General features: G+C 68.1%; 16 protein-coding genes. 13 read left to right on the forward strand and 3 right to left on the reverse strand.

The features are described from left to right. Positions 1 to 34 precede the first annotated feature (34 nt). Together xseA and HZ321_RS01335 are read right to left on the reverse strand one after the other, a co-directional pair. Positions 35 to 1,507 carry an exodeoxyribonuclease VII large subunit gene (xseA, locus tag HZ321_RS01330; protein WP_181699449.1) on the reverse strand — a complete coding sequence of 491 codons (1,473 nt, stop codon included), beginning with the start codon at positions 1,505 to 1,507 and terminating at the stop codon, positions 35 to 37. A gap of 103 nt (positions 1,508 to 1,610) precedes the next feature. Continuing rightward, positions 1,611 to 2,426 carry an FkbM family methyltransferase gene (locus HZ321_RS01335; protein ID WP_181699451.1) on the reverse strand — a complete coding sequence of 272 codons (816 nt, stop codon included), beginning with the start codon at positions 2,424 to 2,426 and terminating at the stop codon, positions 1,611 to 1,613. Between the two features lie 369 nt (positions 2,427 to 2,795). Here HZ321_RS01335 and HZ321_RS01340 point away from each other — a divergent pair, with 369 nt between their 5' ends. The 3 genes from HZ321_RS01340 (at position 2,796) to HZ321_RS01350 (ending at position 7,498) form a co-directional block, all read left to right on the forward strand. Further along, on the forward strand, positions 2,796 to 3,542 hold the full coding sequence (locus HZ321_RS01340; RefSeq protein ID WP_181699454.1) for a 16S rRNA (uracil(1498)-N(3))-methyltransferase: 747 nt from the start codon (positions 2,796 to 2,798) through the stop codon (positions 3,540 to 3,542). A 192-nt stretch (positions 3,543 to 3,734) separates the two neighbouring features. Next, positions 3,735 to 4,565, forward strand: a complete 831-nt coding sequence (locus HZ321_RS01345) for a universal stress protein (RefSeq protein ID WP_181699456.1) — start codon at positions 3,735 to 3,737, stop codon at positions 4,563 to 4,565. Positions 4,566 to 4,744: 179 nt separating this feature from the next. Further along, the gene (locus tag HZ321_RS01350; protein ID WP_181699458.1) at positions 4,745 to 7,498 is read left to right on the forward strand and encodes a bifunctional acetate--CoA ligase family protein/GNAT family N-acetyltransferase; all 2,754 of its coding nucleotides are present in this window, start codon (positions 4,745 to 4,747) and stop codon (positions 7,496 to 7,498) included. Between the two features lie 777 nt (positions 7,499 to 8,275). On the opposite strand, the gene HZ321_RS01355 is transcribed toward HZ321_RS01350, so the two are convergent. Next, positions 8,276 to 8,665: a sortase family protein gene (locus tag HZ321_RS01355; protein ID WP_181699459.1), complete on the reverse strand. Its 390-nt coding sequence runs from the start codon at positions 8,663 to 8,665 to the stop codon at positions 8,276 to 8,278. Between the two features lie 158 nt (positions 8,666 to 8,823). Between HZ321_RS01355 and HZ321_RS01360 the strand changes: the two genes are divergently transcribed. The 10 genes from HZ321_RS01360 to HZ321_RS01405 all read left to right on the forward strand — a co-directional run bounded on the left by HZ321_RS01360 (position 8,824) and on the right by HZ321_RS01405 (position 18,771). Continuing rightward, on the forward strand, positions 8,824 to 9,696 hold the full coding sequence (locus tag HZ321_RS01360; RefSeq protein ID WP_181699461.1) for a hypothetical protein: 873 nt from the start codon (positions 8,824 to 8,826) through the stop codon (positions 9,694 to 9,696). 22 nt (positions 9,697 to 9,718) lie between these two features. Then, positions 9,719 to 10,198, forward strand: a complete 480-nt coding sequence (locus HZ321_RS01365) for a hypothetical protein (protein ID WP_181699463.1) — start codon at positions 9,719 to 9,721, stop codon at positions 10,196 to 10,198. 388 nt (positions 10,199 to 10,586) lie between these two features. Then, positions 10,587 to 11,552, forward strand: a complete 966-nt coding sequence (gene tal, locus HZ321_RS01370; RefSeq protein ID WP_181701692.1) for a transaldolase — start codon at positions 10,587 to 10,589, stop codon at positions 11,550 to 11,552. Positions 11,553 to 11,614: 62 nt separating this feature from the next. Continuing rightward, positions 11,615 to 12,577 (forward strand): sugar-binding transcriptional regulator, encoded by a 963-nt coding sequence (locus HZ321_RS01375; protein ID WP_181699465.1) that lies wholly within the window; start codon positions 11,615 to 11,617, stop codon positions 12,575 to 12,577. A gap of 64 nt (positions 12,578 to 12,641) precedes the next feature. Further along, positions 12,642 to 13,232 (forward strand): TetR/AcrR family transcriptional regulator, encoded by a 591-nt coding sequence (locus tag HZ321_RS01380; RefSeq protein ID WP_181699467.1) that lies wholly within the window; start codon positions 12,642 to 12,644, stop codon positions 13,230 to 13,232. Positions 13,233 to 13,291: 59 nt separating this feature from the next. Beyond that, positions 13,292 to 13,879, forward strand: a complete 588-nt coding sequence (locus HZ321_RS01385) for an ANTAR domain-containing response regulator (RefSeq protein WP_181699469.1) — start codon at positions 13,292 to 13,294, stop codon at positions 13,877 to 13,879. Positions 13,880 to 14,042: 163 nt separating this feature from the next. Continuing rightward, complete coding sequence (locus HZ321_RS01390; RefSeq protein WP_181699470.1) at positions 14,043 to 15,341, forward strand: CmpA/NrtA family ABC transporter substrate-binding protein; 1,299 nt, start codon at positions 14,043 to 14,045, stop codon at positions 15,339 to 15,341. A gap of 305 nt (positions 15,342 to 15,646) precedes the next feature. After that, the gene (locus HZ321_RS01395) at positions 15,647 to 16,954 is read left to right on the forward strand and encodes a CmpA/NrtA family ABC transporter substrate-binding protein (protein WP_181699472.1); all 1,308 of its coding nucleotides are present in this window, start codon (positions 15,647 to 15,649) and stop codon (positions 16,952 to 16,954) included. A gap of 110 nt (positions 16,955 to 17,064) precedes the next feature. After that, the gene (gene ntrB / locus HZ321_RS01400; RefSeq protein ID WP_181699474.1) at positions 17,065 to 17,964 is read left to right on the forward strand and encodes a nitrate ABC transporter permease; all 900 of its coding nucleotides are present in this window, start codon (positions 17,065 to 17,067) and stop codon (positions 17,962 to 17,964) included. A 9-nt stretch (positions 17,965 to 17,973) separates the two neighbouring features. Beyond that, on the forward strand, positions 17,974 to 18,771 hold the full coding sequence (locus HZ321_RS01405) for an ABC transporter ATP-binding protein (protein WP_181699476.1): 798 nt from the start codon (positions 17,974 to 17,976) through the stop codon (positions 18,769 to 18,771). Positions 18,772 to 18,776: the final 5 nt, after the last annotated feature.

Here is an 18,776-nt window from a genome sequence, read left to right on the forward strand (position 1 = left end):
GAGGATCGATGACGTTTCGCCGTCACCCGTCGGCTCAGAACAGGCTGCCCTGGCCGGCTGGTCCCGCCGCCTTCGTCCGGGCGCGCCGGTCCGGGCGGACAGGGCCGGGATCACCGCCCGTCGCGGGATCGCTGCGGGTCGGCACCGGTGGTCCGTCGCCGCCGTCGGCCGTCACGCCCACCTTGCCGTCGCAGAACTCCACCGCCAGTCGGGCGCCGGGCTCCACTTTGCCCACCTCGAACACGGGCCTGCCGTCGGCGTCCCAGATCAGGGCGAAGCCGCGTTTCAGGGTGGCGCGGTGGTTGACCGCGTCGAACACGGCCACGGTGTTGCGGAAGCGGGCGCGGTGCTGCTCGACGCTGACGCAGAAGCCGCGGGTAAGCCGTTTCTCCACGACGCCAAGGCGTTCACGGCAGAGCGATCCAGCCCGCTCCAGCACCGCCGGCGACAGACGGCCCGCCGTCCGCTCGAAGCGGCGGTGGTGGATCGCCGTGTTGGCCCTGAGCGCCTGACCAAGGGCCGACGCCGCCGCATCGAACCGCTGGCGGGGCAGCGAGAGGATGTCGCGCGGCTTGGGGAGCGCGCGGGCGAACCCGGTCAGCCGGTCGCGCCGGGCGTCGAAGCCGCGGGCCATCGCCCCGTTGAGCCGGCGGGAAAGCTCGTCGGTTCGGTCCAGGAGATCGCGTCGCACGGGCACGGCCATCTCCGCCGCGCCGGTCGGCGTCGGCGCGCGCACGTCGGCGGCAAAATCGATCAGCGTCCAGTCGGTTTCGTGGCCGACGGCGGAGATCAGCGGGATCGCGCTTGCCGCCGCGGCGCGCACCACCGCCTCGTCGTTGAAGCCCCAGAGATCCTCCAGGCTGCCGCCGCCGCGCGCCACGATCAACACGTCCGGGCGCGGCACCGGCCCGCCCGGGGCAATGGCGTTGAAGCCCTCGATCGCCGCGGAAACCTCCGCTCCGCAGGTGTCGCCCTGCACCCGCACCGGCCAGACCAGCACATGGACGGGGAAGCGATCCGCGATCCGGTGCAGGATGTCGCGGATCACCGCGCCGGTCGGCGACGTCACCACGCCGATCACCTTCGGCAGGAAGGGCAGGAGCTGCTTGCGGTCGACGTCGAACAGGCCCTCGGCGGCGAGCTTCTTCTTGCGCTCCTCGATCAAGGCCATCAGCGCGCCGGCGCCTGCCGGTTCGATCGCCTCGATCACGATCTGGTACTTGGACGAGCCCGGGAAGGTGGTCAGCTTGCCGGTGGCGATGACCTCCATCCCCTCCTCCGGCTTGAAACGGATCTTGGCCATCGTCCCGCGCCAGACCACCGCCTCCAGCCGCGCGCCCTCATCCTTCAGCGCGAAATAGGCGTGCCCCGACGAATGCGGCCCCCGATAGCCGGAAATCTCCCCCCGCACCCGCACAAAGCCGAACTGGTCCTCGACCGTCCGCTTCAGGGCAAAGGAGATCTCCGAAACCGTGTATTCGGCAACGTTGGGAATGGTATCCGTCATGTGAACGAAAGGTGCACGCGAGGGTGCCGACGGTCAAGACCGGCGCCGCGCGTGAGCGGGGGATAACGAGGGCTGCGCGTTCTACCCACCGGAGCCGGACCGATCATGCGTACCAGCAACGTGGCAGCACGACATCCGGGCCGGACGTGCTCTGACGGTCCAGAACGTGCGGAAACTGCTGGCGAGGGGAACGCGATTTCGCACGGTCCTTGCGGTGCAGCGTGACCTCCAGCAACGGGGGAATTTCGACACCCACACGAGTCTCGATCGTCGCGTAATTGTTTGGATGCAAGTGCACCACATCGTGGAACTCAGTCAGCTTCCGAAAGATACTGTCAAACATACTGACACAACCCTGCAGGAAGATCCGATCGAGCCCATGCAGCTCGAGAGCAATGATACGGAACCGGCGGAGCGTGCTCTTTTCCAAGTGAATGAGGGTGTCGTATTCCCAACCTTCGATGTCCATCTGGAGAATGAGATCTTCGTTGACTCGCCCCCGGAATTTGCGATCAACCCAGGAATCGAGGGTCATGAACTTGTCGTTTCGAGTGGATCCTATGAACTTCTTCTCGAACTCGATCCTCTCGTGCTGAATCTGGGGACCTTCCACGCTTCCATCCGCGAGATAACATTGGAGCCCGTACTCTTCGATCAGGTGCTTTTCGAACGCGGACGTTTTGCCGACCCCTGGCGAGAAGCATCCGCCGAGGCCATCAAAGTCAACGGGTAGGAGGTAGCCGCCGTCTCCTTCGCCGCCCACTCGAATGAGAGGGAATCCGTTGTCGATTGGCCGGAGGTTGCCGATGGTCGCCATGACCTCCGCATGGGACGCCAACGAACTGATCACCTGATGTCGCTCGGCGAGTGTGTCTTTGACGAGGGTCTTGGCCCAACTCGGCAGGTAGCGGATTGCCATCAATATGTCTCCCGGTTTCCAGGCGACCTCAGCCACCAGTCGGTCTAGGGATAAGGGTGCCGGCACTTCGCCTCGTCGGTGACATCCTTCCAATCGAGCGATGACGACGGCACCCGTGATTGGTCGTCGCGAGCAAAGGAAGATCGCCGATCTCCGATACCCATCCAATTGTCGGAGACGACGATTGATTCTCACTCCCGGCACCTGTCGCCAGTTGAGCTTATCGGAACGCTGATTGAGTTGCGAACGGAGCTGGGCTACCGGTTCAGGAGCCTGCCTGGTCGACTCTGTGCGCTCGCACATCCGGCGCTCCCAATGGCTCGTTCTTGTCGGCCGACGAACCGCACCGATCCGGGCGCGTTGCCTCCCATGGCCCACTCCGATTTCCGAACGCCTCGCCTCTTCGTCTCCGGCCCCCTCGCCGTTGGCGAGACCGTGGCGCTCGACAAGGAGCAGGCGAACTACCTGATGGCGGTCCTGCGGCTGCCGGCGGATGCCGCCGTGCTGGTGTTCGACGGGGTTTCCGGCGAGTATCGGGCGCGGCTTGCGCCGACGTCGCGCAAGGCGGCCGAACTGGTCGTGGGAGAACGGACGCGGCCGCAGCCGCCGGCGCCGGATCTTCTCTACCTCTTCGCCCCGCTCAAGCACGCGCGGCTCGACTACATGGTCCAGAAGGCGGTGGAGATGGGCGTCGGGCGGATGCGGCCGGTGCTCACCCAGCACACCCAGGCGGCGCGGGTGAACCTGGAGCGGATGCGCGCCAACGTGGTGGAGGCCGCCGAGCAGTGCGGCGTGCTGCATGTGCCGGCGGTCGAGGACGAGGAGAAGCTGGAGCGGACGCTCGCCCGATTCGCGGCGGAGGAGCCGGGCCGGCGCCTCATCTTCTGCGACGAGGGCGAGGAGACGACGAACCCGGTGCCAGCGCTGCAGGCGCTCGGGCGCGGGCCGCTTGCGGTGCTGATCGGGCCGGAGGGCGGGTTTTCGGAGGCCGAGCGGCGTACCCTCCGGGCGCTGCCCTTCGTCACAGCCGTGCCACTCGGGCCGCGTATCCTGCGCGCGGATACGGCGGCGGTCGCGGCGCTGGCGGTCATCCAGGCGACGCTCGGCGACTGGTAATGCCGGTCGATCCTTGATCGACCTCAAGGACGACGGAACACCCGACGTGGCATGACCGTTGGCGTGGCAGGTGCGGCGGCGCGGGCGGGGGGCTTTCCCGTTGCCGGACCTGCCGGCAGACTTCAGCGGCCAGGGTCGTTCACCGCTCGACCCTGAGAGCGGGGCCCGGGGCCCGGACAAGGACGGTAAGCCATGGCGATCAAGGACGTCTTCACCATCGTCGACCTCTACGACGACGCGATGCCCGGTCCGGCGCTGGCACTCGACCTCGCCGCCGCGCACGGGGCGCATGTCACCGGGCTTGCGCTCGCCATGGAGCCGCTGGCGCCGGGGTTCCTTGCCTCCCCGATTCCGGCCGACTACATCGTCGGCGCGATCGAGGAGGCCGAGCGGCAGGCCCGCAAGGCCTCCGACAGCTTCGCCGCCCGGGCTGCCGCGGCCGGCGTTCCGGCCGACGCGCGCACGCTGACGCTGCTGGCCGGCGCGACGCAGCCGGTGATCGGGCAGGCGCACCTCTCCGACCTCGTGGTGATCGGGCAGGAGAACTACGACCAGCCGGAGCCGATGCGCAGCACGCTGATCGAAGCGGTGATGTTCGAGGCCGGGGTACCGCTGCTGCTGGTGCCGACCGGCTGGAAAAAGCCCTTCAAGGTGGACAATGTCATGATCGCCTGGGACGGCTCGTCCACCGCCGCGCGGGCCGTACACGCGGCGCTGCCGATGATCAGCCTGGCCAAGTCGATCGAGATCACCATCGTCGCCTCGTCGAAGGCGTGGGCCGGCGAGCCGGGCGCGGACGTCGCGACCTATCTGTCGCGCCATGGCCTCGCGGTCACCATCAACACCGTCAACCGCGACGCGGGCGACATCTCCGGCACGCTCAACGCCCGCGTCCGGGAGACCGACGCCGATCTCCTGGTGATGGGCGCCTACGGGCACAGCCGCCTGCGCGAGTTCATCGTGGGCGGCGCCACCCGCGGCATGCTGGAGACGATGGTCGTCCCGACGCTTTTGGCGCACTGATCGCGCGGATCCGCATCCCCCGTCCCCGGAGAGCGGCGGCCACAAGCCGACCCGGGGACCAAGACGCCGGCACAGGCGTCGCCAAGATATCGATGGGACGAAGCACCCGAAGCCGGCGCGGCCTTCGAAAGAGGGGTATCCGCGTCGTCCCCTATTCTTTCTGCCTTGCGGCGAGTGCCATGCCCACCACCCTTGAAGCGATCGACGCCTTCTTCAATCCCCGTTCCATCGCCGTCGTCGGCGCCAGCAGCCGGCCGGGATCGGTAGGCGCGATCGTCGCGCGAAACCTGATCGACGGCGCGCGCGACCGGCTCCAGCTGGTCAACCCGAAGGGCGGCGAGATCGACGGCCTGCCGCTCCACCCGTCGGTGGAGGCGCTGCCGGTCGCCCCCGACCTCGGCGTGATCGTCGTCCCGGCCGCCGGCGTCCCGGCGGTCGTGGAAGCGCTCGGAAAGCGCGGCTGCCGGGCCGTGGTGGTGATCACCGCCGGCATGGGCCGCGGCCCGGGTTCGCTCGGCGAGGAGACGGTTGCGATCGCCCGCCGCCACGAGATGCGCGTGATCGGGCCGAACTGCATCGGCGTGCTGGCGCCCAACGCCGGGGTCAACGCCAGCTTCGCACAGCGGCCCGGCCGCAAGGGCGACCTGGCGCTGATCTCGCAGTCCGGGGCGATCCTCACCTCCGTGCTCGACTGGGCGGAGAAGAACGAGGTCGGCTTCTCCGGCCTCGCCTCGATCGGCGACGCCCTCGACGTCGGCTTCGCCGAACTCATCGACCATTTCGCGCTCGACCATCGCACCCGCGCCATCCTCCTCTACGTGGAAGCGGTGCGCGATGCGCGGGCCTTCATGTCGGCCGCCCGCGCCGCGGCGCGCATGAAGCCGGTGGTGGTCATCAAGTCCGGCCGCCATGCCGCCGGCGCCCGGGCTGCCGCCTCCCACACCGGTGCGCTCGCCGGAGTGGACGCGGTCTACGACGCCGCCTTCCGCCGGGCGGGCCTGCTGCGCGTCGACGACCTCGGCCAGCTCTTCGCGGCCGCCGAAACGCTCAGCCACGTGCCGCGCATAGCCGGCCGGCGGATCGCGATCCTCACCAACGGCGGCGGCGCCGGTGTGCTCGCGGTGGACCGGCTGATCGACCTCGGCGGCACGCCCGCCGCCCTCTCCGACGCGACGCTGGAGGCGCTGAACGCGCTGCTGCCGGCAGGCTGGTCGGGCGGCAACCCTGTCGACATCGTAGGCGACGCACCGCCGGAGCGCTACGCCGCCGCGCTCGGGGCGCTGCTGGAGGACAAGTCGAACGACGCGGTGCTGGTGCTCAACTGCCCGACCGCCCTCGCCTCGTCCAAGTCGGCGGCCGAGGCTGTCGTCCAGGCCGTCGCCACCCACAAGCGCACGCACCTGCGCGGCAAGCCGGTGATCGCCGCCTGGCTCGGTTCGGACGACGGCTCGGAGGCGGTGTTCGCCGCCGCCAAGATCCCGGTGCTGTCCTCGCCCAACCGGGCGGTCGAAGGGCTGATGCAGCTGGTCCGCCATGCCGAGGCGCAGGAGGCGCTGACCGCCGCGCCGCCGGATCTCCTCGCCGGCTTCGAGCCGGACCGGGCGCGGATGCGCGCCACGGTCGACAAGGCGCTCGCCGACGGGCGCACCTGGCTCACCGCCACCGAAGTCTCCGACGTGCTCGCCGCCTACCAGATCCCGGCCGTACCCGCCGTCTTCGCCGCCGACCCGGACGAGGCGGCCGAGCGGGCGGTGGAGCTCTTCGCCAGCACCAAGGCGATCGTCGCCAAGATCGCGTCGCCCGACATCATCCACAAGTCCGACGTCGGCGGCGTGGAGCTGGAGCTCACCACCGCCGGCGCGGTGAAACGCGCCACCGAGCGGATCCTCGCCCGCGCCCGCGCCGCCCGCCCGGACGCTCGCATCGAGGGCGTCACGCTGCATCCGATGATCGTCGCGCCGAAGGCGGTGGAGCTGATCGCCGGCGTCGCCGACGACCCGGTGTTCGGCCCGATCATCGTGTTCGGCCGCGGCGGCACCGCCGTGGAGGTGATCAACGACAAGGCGCTCGCGCTGCCGCCGCTCGACGTCAACCTCGCCCATGACCTGATCAGCCGTACCCGGGTCAGCCGCCAGCTCGCCGGCTACCGCGACCGCAAGCCGGTCGACCGCGAACGGCTCGCGCTCGGCCTCGTCAAGCTGTCGCAACTCATCGCCGACGAGCCGCGCATCCGCGAGATCGACCTCAACCCGATCATCGCCGACGAGCAGCGGGTAATCACCGTGGACGCCCGCATCTCCATCCGCGCCGACACCGCGCCGGAGATCAGCCGCGTGGTTCCCTCCGTCGGCCACCCGCGCCTGGCCATCCGCCCCTATCCTGCCGACTGGGACCAGACACTGACGCTGAAGGACGGCATGGTCGTCCGCGTCCGCCCGCTCCGGCCGGAGGACGAACGCCTCTATCCACCCTTCTTCGCCCGGATGACGGACGAGGACATGCGCCTGCGCTTCTTCGCCCGGGTGCGCGAGCTCGGCCACGCCTTCATCGCGCGCCTGACGCAGATCGACTACGCGCGCGCCATGGCTTTCATCGCCATCGAGGAAGCCACCGGCGAGATGCTCGGCGCCGTCCGCCTGCACGGCGACCCCACCCACACCCACGGCGAATACGCCATCGCGGTCCGCTCCGACCTCAAGGGCAAAGGGCTCGGCTGGGAGCTGATGCGCATCCTCATCCGCTTCGCCCACCAGGAGGGCTACAGCGAGATCCGCGGCGAGGTGCTGCGCGAGAACACCACCATGCTCGCTATGTGCCACGCCCTCGGCTTCGAGGCCCATCCGGAACCGGAAAGCCCGGAGGTCATGGCCGTCACCCTCGACGTGGAAAGCGCCTTCAGCCAGGGCACCAGCATGGAGCCGGACGCCGCGTGAGCGCCTGAACGGCGGGACGCCTACCCACCACCACCACCGTCCGCAGCCCTGAACCCGTCATGGTCCGCGAAGGCGGACCACCCACGCGTTTTTCCGGGATGGCGCCCCAACCTCCAAGCCCAGCCAAGTCGCGCCCACAAAGGCGTGGGTGGTCCGCCTTCGCGGACCATGACGGGTTGGGGGATAGGGATCGGACGATCCGAATAGGTAGCCGCGCCAACAAAAGCGGGCCATCACCCACCGCCGGCTACCCCACACCACCGTCCGCGACCGCTACCCCGTCATGGTCCGCGGAGGCGGACCACCCACGCGTTTTTCCAGGATGACGCCCGGAGCGTCGAAGCCGAGCCAAGTCGCGCCCACAAAGGCGTGGGTGGTCCGCCTCCGCGGACCATGACGGGTTGGGGGTTAGGCACCAGCCTATCCGAATAGGTAGCCGCGCCAGCAAAAGCGGGCCATCACCCACCGCCTGCCAGCCCACCGCCACCTTGTGCTACCCGAAACCCGTCATGGTCCGCGAAGGCGGACCACCCACGCATTTTTCCAGGATCACGCCCGGAGCGTCGAAGCCGAGCCAAGTCGCGTCCACAAAGGCGTGGGTGGTCCGCCTCCGCGGACCATGACGGGTTGTGGGATAGGGGTCGGACGATCCGAATAGGTCGCCGCGCCCACAGAAGCGCGTGCGCTCTGCCATCGCGGACTATGTCGCCTCGGGATGGAAACCGCGTGTTTTGCAGCGGCAGACCGCCCCCGCCATTCTCGGCCGCCGCCCCGGCCTCAGCCCGGGACAGCCTCGGTGCTCACCACGCGGAAGGTGTGCAGTTCGCCGTCGTCGTCGCGGATCGACACGTAGTCGCCGAGGTTGAAGGTGTGCTCCTTGAGGCGATAGCCGGCCTCGTCGTCCTCGTCCCCGTCGATGTCGTAGTGGAAGGCCCAGCTTCCGCCCGGACGGTGGATGAGGTGGCCGATGTCGTCGTTCTCCTTGCCCCAGAAGCGGCGGACGCGGCAGCGGTCGCGCACGCTCTTCCAGGCGGCGGGGTCCAACTTGCCGTCGGCGTCGAGCGGGGCGACGAACTCATAGCCGTGTTCGCGCGAGCCGTCCGGGAAGCCCTTGGTGCGAGCCAGTTCCAGGCGCACGCGGGTGAGATGGCGTTGGGGCGCATTCACGGGTCAATTCCTCCATCATGCACATCGGCCGTCCACAGCTTCGGCGGCCGTTGTCCCCATCGTCGCGCAGCCGGTGGATCGCCACATTGATCTTGCTCAATCAGGGCCGGAATCGGTCTAGCCTTGACCCGCCCTCGCTCGTGTCCGGGACGTCTGTCATGCGCCTCCTGCTCGCCGTCGCCTTCTTCGTCATCGCCGCGCCCGCCGTCCGGGCGGACGAGCCGACCTGGCTGGTGCTCGACGAGACGCAGCCGAAGGCGAGCCAGACCGTCGGGGCGGTCACAATCCGGCTTGCCATGGAGAAGCGCCGGGTCGAGGGCGTGCGGGCGGACGTGCCGGTCCTCACCATCCTTGAGGACGGCGCCAAGGCGCTGACGGTGGTCGGCGAGGCCTCAGGCTTCGACTTTCCGCAGGGCGAGGCGGCCATCCTGGAGATGGATCCCGACGTCGAAGGTCCGGAGGTCGCCTTCACCAGCTTCACCGGCGGCGCCCACTGCTGCACGACCGTCAAGGTCGCGGAACGGGTCGGCGCGGGGCGCTGGAAGGCCGTCTTCATGGGCAACTGGGACGGTGGGGGTCCCGGAATCATCCGGGATGCCGACGGCGACGGGGTCAGTGAACTCGTCACCGTGGACAACGATTTCCTCTACGCCTTCGACTGCTATGCCTGCAGCGAGGCGCCGCTGACCATCCGCGCTCTCCAGGGCGGCAGGGTCGTCGACGTCTCGGCGGAGCCGCGCTTCCTCGACACCCACCGGGGCTGGCTCGACGAGATCGAGAACAGGCTCGTGGAGGCGGGTGGCGAGGCCTCGCCGGGCTTCTGGGCGGGCTGGATCGCCGCCAAGGCCCGAGTCGGCGAAGGTGCAGACGCCTGGTCGGCGTTCACCCGCGCCTACCGACCGAGCCCGGAGGACGACGTGGAGGAATGCACCGTGGCGAGCACCGACGGCTGCCCGGAAGGCGCCTCGCGCACCGTGCCGTTTCCCGACGCCCTGAAGCGCTTCCTCACCGAACGCGGCTTCCGGACCTGACCAGCCCTTTCCGGAGTACCCCATGATCGACGGCTTCGACCTGCCCTTCGACGACGAAGCCGACGCGCTGCTGCCGACGTCGCCGCCGATCGCCACCCTGGCGGTGGTCGTCGACTGTTCCGACACGGACGAAGCGCTGGCGGCGATCCGCGCCTTCGCAACGGCGAACGGGTTCGACGTGCTCGCCGGCGGGGCCGAGCCCTACGACAAGCTCGGGCCGCACGCCCGCGTCTGGCTGCACCTGCGCCTGCCCGCCTGCCGCACCAACCGCGAGGCCGCCGACCTTGCCGAGCGCCTCGCCGCGAGGGTTTGCGACCCCGCGCATCTCGCCGCGGAGCTTCCCACCGTCTTCTACGAGGAGGACGGCTCGATGCACTACGAACGGATCTTCGACAGCCGCATGCATCCGGTCATCCTTCCCCGCGCGCTCTGGCTGAACCTCGAACTCGACACCGGCGCCGGCCCGCAGCGCGATCTTGCCGTCGCTTCCGGGATGCGGTGAGGGCCCCGTTCGGATCGTCCGCGTCGATCGTGCTCGTCCGCTCCATCGCCGTTCCCCGTGTCTCGTTCCGACGACGCTTGGAATAGCACGGCGCCGGAGCGCGGGGATAACGCGCCCGGCCGGATGCGACCCGATCGATCGCGCTGCGGGACGGCTGTGATCCTCGCTTCCATTGCCCATAGGCTACGTAGCCGTCTCTCGCGTCGAAAAACACGACTACACGTCTACGAGAACGTTTCTGCAATTTCTTTCTTTTTTGGATTTCTTGCAATTACAGAGATCGTGGGCTACATCCATCAGCATGAGGGGAGAAACGGGCGGTCGTCGTGCGTTATCCCCGGTGAAACATGCGCCGGCTGGCTGGCCGGCCGATTGGGTGGAGTGCGCCATGGGTACGCCGAGCAAGCTGGAACAGCTGAAGACAATGACCGTGGTGGTCGCCGACACCGGTGACATCGACGCCATCAAGCGCCTGCAACCCGTTGATTGCACGACGAATCCGACGCTCGTCCTGAAGGCGGTGCCGCTGCCGGCCTACGAGCGGGTGATCGCCGATGCGCTTGCCTGGGGCAAGGGTCAGGGCGGTGCCCGTGAGGCGGTTGTCGGCGCCATTGCGGATCGGCTAGCCGTTGCAGTCGGCACGGAACTCGCCCGGATCGTCCCGGGCCGCGTCTCGACCGAAGTGGACGCCGACCTCTCCTTCGACACCGAAGCAACGGTCAACAAGGCGCGCGCCATCATCGCCGCCTATCAGGCCAACGGCATCGGTCGTGAAAAGATCCTGATCAAGATCGCCGGTACATGGGAAGGGATCCAGGCCGCGAAGATCCTGCAGGCCGAGGGCATCGACTGCAACATGACGTTGATCTTCGACATTGCACAGGCGATCGCCTGCGCGAATGCAGACGCGTTCCTGATTTCACCTTTCGTTGGGCGCATTCTCGACTGGTATGTCAAGGCGGAGGGGCGCACCTACACCGCCGAGGAGGATCCGGGCGTCGTCTCGGTCCGGGGCATCTACGACTATTATAAAACCCACGGCATCAAGACGGTTGTGATGGCGGCCTCTTTCCGCAACGTCGGCGAAGTGGAAGCTTTGGCCGGTTGCGACCGCCTGACGATCTCGCCGGCGCTGCTCGACCAGCTCGCCGCCGACACCGGCACGCTGGAGCGCAAGCTCTCGCCGGACACTGTCGCGACGCGTCCGGCGCGGATCGAGCAGGACGAGAAATCGTTCCGCTGGGCGATGAACCAGAACCCGATGGCGACCGAGAAACTGGCCGAGGGCATCCGGATGTTCGCCAAGGATCTCAAGGAGTTGCGCTCCATCGTTGCAAAGCGCATGGAAGCCTGATCCGACGCCGGGCGGGGCCTTCCGCCGCCGTCCGGCACTTGCTCCTCCCTCCGGGATTGACGATGCCGCGCCCCCGCCGCAGCGAGGACCTGATCATCCGGGCTGCCCGCCTGCGCTATGAGCAGAGGCTGCAGCAGACCGAGATCGCCCGCATCCTCGACATCTCCGAATCGACCGTCAGCCGGTGCCTCCGGACGGCGCTCGACCTCGGCTATGTGGAGATCCAGGTTGCACCCAAGGCGTTCCGGAACCAGGACATGGAGGCCCGGCTGCAGAAAGGGCTGGGGCTGAAGTACGCCGTGGTCGTGGAGGATCGTGTCAATCCCTCGCAAACACTTGATATCCTTGGCAAAGCTGTCGCTCGCATGGTCGAGGACATGGTCAAGCCGGGGGATGTGATCGGCGTTTCGGACGGCGCTTCGGTCGCCGCGGTGGCGCTCGCCGCCCGGCGCGGCCTCACCCAGGACATCGACGTGGTCTCCCTGGTCGGCGGAGTGGGCGCCCCTGAGGAGCCGAGCCATTCCAGCGAAGTCTGCCGCCGCCTCGCCGCCGGCCTCGGCGCACGCGCCTGGCAGCTGCCCGTGCCGGCGATCGTCGACGACGACCGGATCGCGGGGGTGCTGCACGATACCGGGACGGTGCGGTCGGTGTTCAGCCTGATGCGGCGGGTTACAATCGCGCTGGTCGGCGTGGGCGCGATCTCGCCGTCGGCCACCATCTTCCGGCACGGGCTGGTGGACGACGCGCTGACGGAAGAACTCGTTGCGCGCGGGGCGGTTGGCACGATCTGCGCACGTTTCTTCGGGCGCGACGGGCAGCCGGTCGGCACAACCTTCGACAATCGGACGATGTCGATCCCGGTGGCTGATCTCGCCCGCGCGCCGGTGCGGCTCGGGGCGGCGCTGTCGGCTGCGAAGGTTCCGGCCATCGCGGCGGCGATCGGCGGCAAGCTGATCAACGGGCTCGCTACCGACGTCCCGACGGCGGAAGCCCTGCTGGCGGAGATGGCCGGCCGGGTGGGCTGAAACGCCCGCTTGCCGCCGGCGCCGGCCCGTCCTACACCGCGGGGATTGCGGGGGCAGCGGAACAATGGCACGGACCATCGGGTCGAGCGGGGAGAAGACGGCAAAGGCGATCCGGGAAGCCGGCATCCGGCTGATCTACGCCCACGGCTTCGAGGCCGTCGGCATGCGGCAGCTGGCGGCGGAAGTCGGGATACAGCCGGGCTCGCTCTACAAGTATTTCGCCAACAAGCAGACCCTTCTGTTCGACATCGTCCGCGACCACATGGATCATCTGATCGTGAATCTCCATGTCGCGCTCGAGGGGCATCAGACTCCGCTTGATCGACTCCGCGCCTTCTCGGCTTTTCATCTGCGCTATCACATGACGCGCAAGATGCAGGTCTACATCGCGAACAGCGAGTTGCGCAGTCTTGAACCTGAAAACAGGAGCGTAATCGTCGATATGCGCTCGACGTATGAGCGTGTGGTGGAGGACATCCTGCAAAGCGGGGTGGACTGCGGGGCGTTCCGGCCGCTCGACGTCAAGGTCGCGACCTTCGCCCTGATCGCCCTCCTGACGGGCATTTGCGAATGGTACCGCGCCGACGGCCGGCTGGAGCAGGACGCGCTGGTCGCCGAGCATGTCGCCCTCGTGCTCAACGGCGTCGCCCGCTGACCGGCGACAACCGGCACGGCCGTTGCATGGCAACATCCGGATCAGAACCACAGGACCGCATGAGCCAGCCGCCGACCAAAGTCGCTGTCATCGACGATAACCAGGTTCGGGCGGCCATCCTCGAGGATGGCCTGCGGGCTGCCGGCGCGGTGGAGATCACCGTCCTCACCGGAATGGCCAACCTGTTGAAAAGGCTTGTTGCTCTCGATCCGGACGTGGTCATCATCGACCTGGAGAACCCGAGCCGCGACGTGCTGGAGCAGATGTTCCAGGTCAGCCGCGTGGTGTCGCGGCCCGTCGCCATGTTCGTCGACCAGTCGGATGCCCAGATGATCGAGGCGGCGGTGGATGCCGGCGTTTCGGCCTATGTGGTCGACGGGCTCAAGAAGGAGCGGATCAAGGCGATCGTCGACATGGCGATCAGCCGGTTCAACGCCTTTTCCAAGCTCAAGCGGGAGCTCGACGAAGCCAAGAGCGAATTGGCGGAGCGCAAGCTGATCGAGCGGGCAAAGGGTATCCTGATGAAACACCGGGGGCTTTCTGAAGCGGAAGCCCACGCGGCGCTCCGCAAGACCGCCATGAATGAAAACAAGAGGATGGCCGAGATCGCTCAAAGCGTGATCACGGCCGCGTCGCTCCTCGGCTGAGCAGCGCGACTGGATTTCCGAGCGTCCGGAGATGGACGCAACCGGCAACGACGCCGAGGGAACGGGCGGGTCGGAGCGACTCCGCCGAGAGAAACATGCGGCCCGACTGCCGGCTTTTCGGCTGCAGTCGGATCGTTGGCCCGAGGGTTCAACCTTGTTGACCATGGACGACAGAACTGATTTCGGCGTGAGCGACCCGTTCGGAGAAACCGGCGGACGGCGCGACCTGCCGGTCATCACTGCCGGCTTCATTCCGCTGGTGGATTGCGCTGCCCTGGTCGTGGCCGCCATGAAAGGTTTCGCGGAGGCAGAGGGCGTTCGGGTCAACCTCGTCCGGCAGACGTCCTGGGCGTCGATACGGGACCGTCTGGCCGTCGGGCAGTTGGACGCCGCGCAGATGCTGGCCCCGATGCCGATCGCCTCGACGCTCGGTATCGGGGGGCTGAGGACGCCGATGGTGGTGCCGATGGCCCTCGGCCTCGGCGGCAATGCGATCACCGTCAGTCCGGCCGTATGGGCGGCGATGCGGGCGGAGGGCGCCGAACACCTCGCCGGGCCGGCCGCCCTCGGCGCGGCTCTCTCCCGGGTCGTCCGGAAGCGCCGAGGCGATCCGCTGACGTTTGCGATGGTGCACCCCTTCTCGGCGCACAACTACGAGCTCCGCTACTTCCTCGCCGCAGCTGGAATTGACCCGGATGTTGACGTCCGCCTCATCGTGGTGCCGCCGCCCTACATGGTGGAGGCGATCGAGAGCGGGCAGATCGACGGCTTCTCGGTCGGCGAACCCTGGAGCAGCCTGGCGGTGGAAGGCGGGGCCGGCGTCCTGATCGTGCCGAAGGTGGAGATCTGGCGGTCGAGCCCGTGCAAGGTCCTCGGGCTCCGCGCCGACTATGCGGCGGCCTATCCGGCCCGGGTCGCCTCACTGGTCCGGGCGCTGGAGAAGGCGGCCCGATGGGCCGACGCGCCGGAGAACCGGGCCGAGCTCGCCGAGTTGTTGGCGGCGCCGGCCATCGTGGGGGTCGCCGCCGCGGTGATCCGGCGGGCGCTGTCGGGCGAGATCGTCCGGGAAAAGGGAATGCCGGCGACACCGACACCGCGGTTCCTGACGTTCCACAGCGGCGCGGCGACGTTCCCCTGGCGCAGCCATGCCCTATGGTTCTTCAGCCAGATGGTCCGCTGGAGCCAGGTTTCCTATTCCGCCGCGGCCGAGGCCGAGGCGGCCGGGGTCTACCGGCCAGACCTCTTCCGCGCGGCGCTCGCCGGGACAGGCGCTGTGCTGCCGAACGCGTCGGCGAAGGTGGAGGGCGCGCTGGCGGACGCGACTCCGGTCGGCACCGCCACCGGCCGGCTGGATCTCAATCCAGACCGCTTCTTCGACGGACGCGTGTTCGATCCCGACGATGTTGCGGGCTACCTGCGCAGCTTCGGCGTAGATACCGGGCCTGATCAATCCGCGGGCTGATTGCCTCGTGCAGTGCACAAATTCTGTGCCGCCGAACGCATGACCTGTTGTCGGTCACCGATCCGGACTGGCCGGTTTCCAGGATCGACCTGCCTCGCGTCAGTATGGCATGGGTTCTGCATACCCTAAGCCCGAGTGCGCCAACGAAGGCCACCTTCCAGAGAATACGCCCGACGACGGGCACACAGAGCAGCGCTGCCGACCTGAGATCAGTCCCCTCCCCGGGATCGGTCTTACCGTCGGCAGCGCTTTTTCGTTTTTGCCCTTCCGTCAGGCCGAGCGCCGACACCGCCAAGGATCGACCGATGACCGACAAGACCGTCTCCGGGACCAGTCTCTCGCGCCGCAGCTTCCTGAAATCCACCGCCGCGACCGCCGGAACGGCGGCCCTCTTCTCCGCCATCAAGGCGACCTTCCCGGGTGGCGCCTTCGCCGCTGGCTCAGGCCCCGAAGTGACGGGCACGAAGCTCGGCTTCATCGCCCTCACCGATGCCTCGCCGCTGATCGTGGCCAAGGAAAAGGGCCTGTTCGAGAAATACGGCCTGCCTGACATGGAGATCCTGAAGCAGGCCTCGTGGGGCGCGACGCGCGACAATCTCGTGCTCGGGCTGGAGGGCGGCGGCATCGACGGCGCGCACATCCTGACGCCGATGCCGTACCTGATCTCGTCCGGCAAGGTGACGCAGAACAACGTGCCGCTGCCGATGTACATCCTGGCGCGGCTGAACCTCGACGCCCAGGCGATCTCGGTGGGCGCGGCCTATGCCGACCTGAAGGTCGGCGCCGATGCCGGCGTCCTCAAGGAGGTGTTCGCCAGGAAGCTGGCCGAGGGTCAGGCGGCCAAGGTGGCGATGACCTTCCCGGGCGGGACCCACGACCTCTGGATCCGCTACTGGCTTGCCGCCGGCGGAATCGATCCGGACAAGGACGTGGAGACGATCGTGGTGCCGCCGCCGCAGATGGTGGCGAACATGAAGGTCGGCACCATGGACGCGTTCTGCGTCGGCGAGCCCTGGAACGCGCAGCTGGTCAACCAGGGGATCGGCTACACCGCCGTCAACACTGCCGAGATCTGGGCGAAACATCCGGAGAAGAGCCTCGGGCTCCGCGCCGACTTCGTCGACAAGAACCCGATCGCGACGCAGGCGATCCTGATGGCGGTGATGGAGGCCCAGCAGTGGGCCGACGACATGGCCAACAAGGAGGAACTGGCCTCCATCGTCTCCAAGCGGGCCTGGTTCAACGTGCCGGCCAAGGACATCGTCGGCCGGATCAAGGGCGAGTACGACTACGGCAACGGCAAGGTCGTGGCCGAAAGTCCGCACTTCATGAAGTTCTGGCGCGACGACGCGAGCTTCCCGTTCAAGAGCCACGACAGCTGGTTCCTGGCCGAGGACATCCGCTGGGGCAAGTTCGCGCCCGACACCGACATCGCGGCGCTGGTCGGCAAGGTGAACCGGTCGGACCTCTGGCGCGAGGCGGCGAAAACCCTCGGCGTTGCGGCACCGGCTTCCGACAGCCGGGGCGTCGAGACGTTCTTCGACGGCAAGACCTTCGATCCGGCGAACCCCTCCGCCTACCTGGAAAGCCTCTCGATCAAGCGCGTGGCGTGAGGCCGGCCGGTCGCCGCCATCGCGCGGCGCTCGACGACGACCGGATCGCGCCGGCTGCAATGGCCGGCGCCATCCTACAGCCGATGGATACCGAACCAGGACGTCACCCAATGCCCTCCCCTGCCTTGAAGTCCGTTCCCTCGACAGCCAAGCCGGCCGGCTCGACACAGGCGTCGGTGGTGGCGCTCCCCGTTAAGCCCGCGCCGCGACCCGCTCGGCTGCAGCCGCTGCTCGCCCATGCCGGCGAGCGGCTGCTGCCGCCTACGCTGGTGCTCGCACTGATCCTGTTCATCTGGGAGATCGCGTGTTCGTCGCCGGGCGCGAGCCTGCCTCCGCCGAGCCAGGTGCTGACGGACAGCTGGGAGCTGATCGCCCACCCCTTCTACGACAACGGCGGTATCGACAAGGGTCTCGGCTGGCACCTCCTGGCCTCGCTGCAGCGGGTGGCGGTGGGATACGCCATTGCGGCCGTGGTCGGGGTGGCGCTCGGCGTGCTGGTCGGGCAATCGACCTGGGCGATGCGCGGGCTCGACCCGTTGTTCCAGGTGCTCCGGACCGTGCCGCCGCTCGCCTGGCTGCCGCTGTCGCTGGCGGCGTTCCGGGACGGCGAGCCCTCAGCGATCTTCGTGATCTTCATCACCTCGGTGTGGCCGGTGATCATCAACACGGCCGTCGGCATCCGCAACATTCCGGCGGACTATGTGAACGTCGCCAAGGTGCTCCGGCTCAACGGGCTAGAGTACTTCGCCAAGATCATGATCCCGGCGGCAGCGCCCTACATCTTCACGGGCCTTCGGATCGGCGTCGGGCTGTCGTGGCTCGCCATCGTGGCGGCGGAGATGCTGATCGGCGGCGTCGGCATCGGTTTCTTCATCTGGGACGCGTGGAACTCGTCCCTGATCTCCGACATCATCGTGGCGCTCGTCTACGTCGGCCTGACCGGGTTCGTCCTGGACCGGATGGTCGCCGGCGTCGCCTCCCTCGTCACCCGCGGCACCGCGAACAGCTGAGGCGACCCCATGACCAAGGCCTATCTCTCCATCGAAAACGTGGGCAAGACCTTCACGCGCGGCGCCGCCACGACGGAGGTTCTCCGGGGCGTGTCGCTGGATGTGGCGCGCGGCGAGTACGTGTCGATCATCGGCCATTCCGGCTGCGGGAAGTCGACGCTCCTGAACCTGATCGCCGGCCTCACCGAGGTCACGACCGGCGGCATCTTCCTCGACAACGCCGCAGTGCAGGGCCCCGGGCCGGAGCGGGCCGTGGTGTTCCAGAACCACAGCCTGCTGCCGTGGCTGACGGCCTACGAGAACGTGAAGCTAGCGGTCGACAAGGTGTTCTCCGGCAAGAAGTCCAAGGGGGAGCGGCACGACTGGACGATGCGGAACCTGGAGCTGGTCCACATGGCGCATGCCAAGGACAAGCGTCCGGCCGAGATCTCGGGCGGCATGAAGCAGCGCATCGGCATCGCCCGGGCGCTCGCCATGGAGCCGAAGGTGCTGCTGCTCGACGAGCCGTTCGGGGCGCTCGACGCGCTGACCCGCGCGCACCTGCAGGACCAGGTGATGCAGATCCACGCCACGCTCGGCAACACGGTGATCATGATCACCCACGACGTGGACGAGGCGGTGCTCCTCTCCGACCGCATCGTGATGATGACCAACGGGCCGTCCGCCCGGATCGGCGAGGTGCTCGGCGTGCCGCTGGAACGGCCCCGCCACCGGCTGGAGCTCGCCTCCGATCCCACCACCATCCGCTGCCGCTCCGCGGTCCTGAAATTCCTCTACGAGCGCAACCGCTTCGTGGAAGCCGCGTGAGGCCG

It is taken from the genome of Chthonobacter albigriseus (genome assembly GCF_013839445.1).
Lineage (GTDB): Bacteria > Pseudomonadota > Alphaproteobacteria > Rhizobiales > Pleomorphomonadaceae > Chthonobacter > Chthonobacter albigriseus.

Coding starts and splice junctions, on each gene's coding strand:
- xseA (WP_181699449.1), bottom strand. CDS start 1,507: ATGACGGATACCATTCCCAACGTTGCCGAATACACGGTTTCGGAGATC.
- HZ321_RS01340 (WP_181699454.1), top strand. CDS start 2,796: ATGGCCCACTCCGATTTCCGAACGCCTCGCCTCTTCGTCTCCGGCCCC.
- HZ321_RS01365 (WP_181699463.1), top strand. CDS start 9,719: ATGATCGACGGCTTCGACCTGCCCTTCGACGACGAAGCCGACGCGCTG.
- HZ321_RS01395 (WP_181699472.1), top strand. CDS start 15,647: ATGACCGACAAGACCGTCTCCGGGACCAGTCTCTCGCGCCGCAGCTTC.
- HZ321_RS01385 (WP_181699469.1), top strand. CDS start 13,292: ATGAGCCAGCCGCCGACCAAAGTCGCTGTCATCGACGATAACCAGGTT.
- HZ321_RS01345 (WP_181699456.1), top strand. CDS start 3,735: ATGGCGATCAAGGACGTCTTCACCATCGTCGACCTCTACGACGACGCG.
- tal (WP_181701692.1), top strand. CDS start 10,587: ATGGGTACGCCGAGCAAGCTGGAACAGCTGAAGACAATGACCGTGGTG.
- HZ321_RS01390 (WP_181699470.1), top strand. CDS start 14,043: ATGGACGACAGAACTGATTTCGGCGTGAGCGACCCGTTCGGAGAAACC.
- HZ321_RS01350 (WP_181699458.1), top strand. CDS start 4,745: ATGCCCACCACCCTTGAAGCGATCGACGCCTTCTTCAATCCCCGTTCC.
- HZ321_RS01380 (WP_181699467.1), top strand. CDS start 12,642: ATGGCACGGACCATCGGGTCGAGCGGGGAGAAGACGGCAAAGGCGATC.
- HZ321_RS01405 (WP_181699476.1), top strand. CDS start 17,974: ATGACCAAGGCCTATCTCTCCATCGAAAACGTGGGCAAGACCTTCACG.
- HZ321_RS01360 (WP_181699461.1), top strand. CDS start 8,824: ATGCGCCTCCTGCTCGCCGTCGCCTTCTTCGTCATCGCCGCGCCCGCC.
- ntrB (WP_181699474.1), top strand. CDS start 17,065: ATGCCCTCCCCTGCCTTGAAGTCCGTTCCCTCGACAGCCAAGCCGGCC.
- HZ321_RS01335 (WP_181699451.1), bottom strand. CDS start 2,426: ATGGCAATCCGCTACCTGCCGAGTTGGGCCAAGACCCTCGTCAAAGAC.
- HZ321_RS01375 (WP_181699465.1), top strand. CDS start 11,615: ATGCCGCGCCCCCGCCGCAGCGAGGACCTGATCATCCGGGCTGCCCGC.